The sequence below is a fragment of the Caulobacter sp. B11 genome (assembly GCF_002737765.1).
Lineage (GTDB): Bacteria > Pseudomonadota > Alphaproteobacteria > Caulobacterales > Caulobacteraceae > Caulobacter.
This window is the reverse complement of record NZ_PEGG01000140.1, coordinates 1-4806: the sequence shown is the minus strand read 5'-3', so window position 1 is coordinate 4806 and position 4806 is coordinate 1. Positions and strand designations below refer to the sequence as shown.

Annotated in this window: 7 protein-coding genes; 3 read left to right on the top strand and 4 right to left on the bottom strand. The window is 62.2% G+C overall.

Features of this window, described 5'->3' with window-relative positions; translation table 11 throughout:
- Nucleotides 1-899: type I restriction enzyme HsdR N-terminal domain-containing protein (locus CSW58_RS07085; RefSeq protein WP_236627698.1), on the top strand; the 899-nt coding region annotated here is incomplete at its 5' end.
- Between the two features lie 21 nt (nt 900-920).
- Here the strand turns inward: CSW58_RS07085 and CSW58_RS07080 are convergent.
- Both CSW58_RS07080 and CSW58_RS07075 read right to left on the bottom strand, forming a co-directional pair.
- A complete protein-coding gene (locus tag CSW58_RS07080; protein ID WP_099446817.1) occupies nt 921-1604 on the bottom strand; it encodes a hypothetical protein in 684 nt (227 codons plus the stop codon).
- A 468-nt stretch (nt 1605-2072) separates the two neighbouring features.
- Nucleotides 2073-2294, bottom strand: a complete 222-nt coding sequence (locus CSW58_RS07075; RefSeq protein WP_099446816.1) for a hypothetical protein — start codon at nt 2292-2294, stop codon at nt 2073-2075.
- 313 nt (nt 2295-2607) lie between these two features.
- Here CSW58_RS07075 and CSW58_RS07070 point away from each other — a divergent pair, with 313 nt between their 5' ends.
- Nucleotides 2608-2877 carry a hypothetical protein gene (locus tag CSW58_RS07070; protein WP_143755113.1) on the top strand — a complete coding sequence of 90 codons (270 nt, stop codon included), beginning with the start codon at nt 2608-2610 and terminating at the stop codon, nt 2875-2877.
- Between the two features lie 259 nt (nt 2878-3136).
- Here the strand turns inward: CSW58_RS07070 and CSW58_RS07065 are convergent, their stop codons facing one another.
- Both CSW58_RS07065 and terL read right to left on the bottom strand, forming a co-directional pair.
- Nucleotides 3137-3373: a hypothetical protein gene (locus CSW58_RS07065; protein WP_099446814.1), complete on the bottom strand. Its 237-nt coding sequence runs from the start codon at nt 3371-3373 to the stop codon at nt 3137-3139.
- 59 nt (nt 3374-3432) lie between these two features.
- The gene (terL, locus tag CSW58_RS14320) at nt 3433-4236 is read right to left on the bottom strand and encodes a phage terminase large subunit (protein WP_201721603.1); all 804 of its coding nucleotides are present in this window, start codon (nt 4234-4236) and stop codon (nt 3433-3435) included.
- Between the two features lie 29 nt (nt 4237-4265).
- On the opposite strand from terL, the gene CSW58_RS14315 reads away from it, so the two are divergent.
- Entirely contained in the window at nt 4266-4607 is a 342-nt protein-coding gene (locus CSW58_RS14315) for a hypothetical protein (RefSeq protein ID WP_201721602.1), read from the top strand.
- Nucleotides 4608-4806 lie beyond the last annotated feature (199 nt).

Here is a 4806-nt window from a genome sequence, read left to right as displayed (position 1 = left end):
GGACCAAGAAGGGCGAGAAGGTCGATTACGCGATCTGTGAGGGCGGCAAGGTCAAAATTCTGATCGAGTGCAAGCCCGCAAATGTGCCGCTCAATCTGAACCACGCTGGTCAGCTGTTCCGGTACTTCAGCGTCACCGACGCTCGACTCGCTATCCTGACGAACGGGGTGATCTTCCAGTTCTATTCTGACGTCGAAGCGCCCAACAAAATGGACGAGAAGCCATTTTTCACGTTCAGCATGGAAGCTGTAAAGCCAACTGACGTTCGAACCTTAGAGAAATTTGGGAAGGCCGCATTCGATATTGAAAGCATTGTTCAAGAAGCTGGGGCATTAAAACTCCAGTCGCTTTTGAGAAAAGAGATCGAAGCGGAGTTTGCGCAGCCGTCTGAAGAGTTTGTGAAGCTGCTTGCCTCGCGCGTGCATGAAGGCAAAATTACATCTCAGGTGAAAGAGAACTTCGCAAAACTAGTTCCAACGGCTATCACGATGCTGATCCGAGATCTGGTGAATGAGCGCATCTCATCGGCGCTTAATGCGAACTCTACCCCAATCGAAAACGAGCTTCCCTCCGCAACGTCTGCCGACGAGGCTGACGTGGTGACCACGGCAGAAGAGATTTCGGGTTTTCACATAATCCAGGCAATTGCGGCCAGGCTGGTTAAGCCAAACCGTATTTTCATCCGCGACGCCAAATCGTATTGCGCGATCCTCCTCGACAACAACAATCGTAAGACCGTTGCCCGCCTGCACTTCAACGGATTGACGTCCAAGTACCTAGGGACGTTCCAGGGGAAGGACGAGCAGCGCCATTTGCTTTCCGAACTCACGGAAATCTATCAATTCACGTCCGCCATCGAGGCGAGAATTCGGGAACTTGATAGCCTAGGAGAAGGGTGAGGCCAGAGGTCCTTTCGCCCACTAGGGCGCCGCGCCCCCAACCGGCCCGCCGAAGACGTCCTCCTCCCACCAACGGATGACGCTGGACCCCACGAAGCCCTTCGTAATGGTGGTGACCTGAGCGAAGACACCGACTCCCGAAGCGGGTGCCTCCCCTTCGCCTAGCGGCTCCTTGTAGGTGCGTTGCTCTTCCAACAGGGCGAGCCCGTGCTCGAGCGGCCTGAAGTCGCTGAGGTGGATGCTGCGAGCGGCCAGGCGATCCTGGATGGCCTGATCCATCGGTGCTGCGAACACTGTCATGCTCACCCACGTCCAGGCCTTGGCGGAGGGGGATCCGATATCGCTGAGCCTGTAAATCACTGGCCCGGCCGCTTCGTCAGACCAGCCGGCAAGAACGAGATCGAATCCCTCGGTGAACGGCTCGTCCGCAAAGACCGGCGCGAACCTGCCAAGCCAGTGCTTCATGTCGGCGACGAACTGGTCATCCAATAGGTCCTCGAACTTTTTGCATCCGCCGCCGTCCGCCGCAAAGCTGGCTGCTAGGTGGTGGAGTGCGTGCCCGCGCACGGCCATGGCGGCGTTGAGGTGGGCGAAGGTTGTGACCTTTTGGCCATAGCCGCCGATTGTCCCATCGGGTTTGCAGAGCGCCCCGTCGGTGATGAGATAGACGACCGCTCCTTCGATAAACGCGTTGATGGCGGTCACTGCGCAACCCCCGTCCAAGACGCCCCGATCCGAACTCGTCCATGGCCCGAGATGCGGACTGGTCTGGACTGCTTCTTGGTCGCCTTGACGGATTCCGGGCGCGGGGCGTCGGGGGATAAGGATGCAGCAATTGCAGTAGTACCCGCAACGACACCGACATACGTCGCCGCATAGGCCGCTGCATAAACTGCCTGAGAGGCAGCAAGCGAGGTCACACCAAGTTCAGCGGCAACAGCGGTCGCATAGCTGGCCGCCGATGAGGCTATAGCTGCGATGGCTTGAGGCATCAGAGCACCGCCCAGGCTGCGAGGGCCAGGAACGGGGCCACGGTTACCCCGTCGTCACTCAGCACCGCCCAGCCCATGGGAGAGCGCACAGCGGCGGTTTCGGCGAGCGTTGCGCCTATCGGGGCCAGAACGATCCCGACAGCCTCCACAGGCGCGCATGAGGGCTCCACGGCGACAGCGCCTACGGAGGTCGCCCCGCCATCATCAGCGGAACCATCCCGCCCAGCTTTCGCACGATGCGCGCCGCACCCGCTTCGGTCCGGTATCTGCCCCGCCACGCCGCGGCAGGATCTTGACCAGCGACCGACCACAGCCAATCGGCGGCGAACAACATGCAGTCGTTCACGCCCCAGGCCATCGGCTTGCGGCCGGCGATTTCCAGATAGGCGCCTAGCTGGGCCATGGTTTGGTGGTCTCCACGCTGCGTAGAGGTAGGTATGCCGAGAGGTGGCGGGGTTGGCGAGGGGGTTGGGGGCCAGCCACATATCCACACAGGCGCTCACAACATGTTGTGGTCTGCGACATGCGGGGCCCTAGACAGGGCGCGCGATCCAGTTGAATTGATTGTTGCCACTACGTTCTGTGGCTAAGCGCCGCCCCTCCAGGCCTCGAAAACCAACAGGAGGGGCGGCATCACCAGTCGCTTGACGACCGGTAGCCTGGCTGGTGTTCCACCCGGTGCTGGCTCCGTCAAGCGAGATTTGATGGAGCCTTTCATGGCCAAGTATCTGATTACCTATGACCTGCGCGCACCAGGCAGGAAGTACGACACACTGGTAGCCGCGCTGAGAAAAGCCGGGTGTGTGCCCATCGCCGAGTCGGTATGGCTGGGCAACCTGCAGGGCAACGCCCTAGGTGTTCGCGACAACATCAGGGCTTTGGTCGACGCAAACGACAGAGTGGTCGTTATCGAGTTGAAGCCAGGCGATTGGGCCGTTTGGCAGGGCTTCACTGAAGGCATCGCTTGGCTGGAAGCAAACCTCTAGCTGAAGCGAGGGGCGCGGCTTCGGTCGCGCCCTGACCGTTTAAAGCGTCGAGCCGCCGGGGCGTGATGACCAAGTGATGACCCGGCGGCTTTGCGAGTTCAGTGGGCGACAGCGAACGCCTGCCGCGCCTGGGTTGGCGAAAATCCGCGCCCTACCTTTGTCAGGTTATCGAGCGCAATCGGGAGCCCGAAATGGACAATGCCTCGGCCGCCGAAATCGAGCAAATGCTCCAGGCGGTGAGCGCGATAGTCCGTTCGAATTAGACCGCACGGCCGCCTAACTTGAGGCGACCTGCATCGAACGTCCCCAACTCCAATTGCCGTTGAGCGGGGCAATCGCCGCCGGCGGCGTCTCCGTCGGCGCCGTTCAGGGTGAAGCAGTGGGCGACGCCAGCCTTCTCCACCGACAGCATGAGCGGCTTATCCTGCTCCGCAACCCCAGTAGCGAGCAGATTGGCGTGGGCGTCGTAAACGCGAACGTTGGCGGGCAGCAGCATGGCGTGGTCCTCCTACCCAAGAGGTATGCCGAGGCCCCACCCGATTGGCGAGCGCCGCGTCAATCGAGGTTCGCCCAAGTGTAGCTCGACCCCAGCGCCAGTTCGTTCAGGGCGTCGGCAAAGGCGTCGACCTGGTCGTCGTGGCTGGCTGAGGGGAAGGTGCAAACCTCATCCAGAAACGCCTCGTTCCACCCGCCGCGCAGGAGTTTCACGTTTCCCGCCTCCGCCTGGGCGGACGCCGGCGAGGCGCGAACGACCTTGTCACCGGTCGGCTGCACCGCCTTCACCGAATGACCCGCGAGCAGCTTGATGTAGGTCTGCGCCTGCGCCTTGCCGGCCTGGGCGGGGTCCTGGGGAATGCGGATCACTGTTCCGGCCGGGTCGGTGTCGGCCACGGTCTTGACCAGCTTCTCGACCTTGGCCGGGCTGAGGTGATCTCGGTCCACCCGCTCGACGTAGAAGACGCCGTCCGGCGCCCTGGCCATGCGAAGGCCCACGGTCGCGTCGCCACCGCCGTCCGTGCCGCCGAAGTCCCAGGCCCTGCACCGCTTCACGTTCGCCGGGATGGCGTCGACGACCTCGAACCAACCGCGGGTGAAGATGCCGCCATCCCGCGGGGCCGGGCGTTGCTGGTATTGCCCGTTGTAGGCGTAAGAGCCCTTTGACTTCTTGAGCCCATCGACCTCCTTGCGGGGAAACCGCTCGGGGAACAGCAGTTCACCTTCTTCGGTGCGTGGATCGACGAAGAACAGGTTGTTGTCGACGTAGGTTCGACACGGTCCGCCCGTCTTGCGGCCATCAGGCCCGGTGCGCTCGGCTTCAAACTCCATCGGCAAGCTGAGGTGAACGTACGGCAGGCCCAACGAGAGGATGGTCCCGCCACGTCCTTCTCATGCAGGCGCTGCATGATGACGACGATCGCCGAGCGCTGCATGTCGTTGAGGCGGTCGGGGATGGCCTCGCGGAAGGTCTTGACCGTGTTCTCGCGCTGGGTGTCGGACTCGGCCGTGTCGACGCTGTGCGGGTCGTCGATCAGGACGCGGTCGCCCCGCCCACCAGTCATCGACCCGAACGCCCGCCCCTCGCGCCCGCCCGTTTTGGTGTTCTCAAACTTCCCCTTGGCGTTCTGGTCCTTGGCGAACTCGACCTCATCGCCCCAGAGCGCTCGATACTTCTCGCTGTCGACGAGGCGGCGCATTTTCTGGTTGTCGCGCAGGACGTTGGCTTCGCCTAAACGAGGTGGTCAGGTAGCGCAGCGACGGCAGACCAGCTGGGCCCCACTCCCATGCAGGCCAGAACACTGCGACCAGGAGCGATTTCATCATGCCAGGCGGGACGGTGATCAGCAGATACTGGATTTCCCCCGGGTAACTGCCTCCCAGGTTGGTCGCACATGGCCTGGATCGCCCAGCCGCCGGCGAAGGGTCGCTTTG

Coding starts and splice junctions, on each gene's coding strand:
- CSW58_RS07075 (WP_099446816.1), bottom strand. CDS start 2,294: ATGGCCCAGCTAGGCGCCTATCTGGAAATCGCCGGCCGCAAGCCGATG.
- CSW58_RS14315 (WP_201721602.1), top strand. CDS start 4,266: ATGCAGGCGCTGCATGATGACGACGATCGCCGAGCGCTGCATGTCGTT.
- CSW58_RS07065 (WP_099446814.1), bottom strand. CDS start 3,373: ATGCTGCTGCCCGCCAACGTTCGCGTTTACGACGCCCACGCCAATCTG.
- CSW58_RS07070 (WP_143755113.1), top strand. CDS start 2,608: ATGGCCAAGTATCTGATTACCTATGACCTGCGCGCACCAGGCAGGAAG.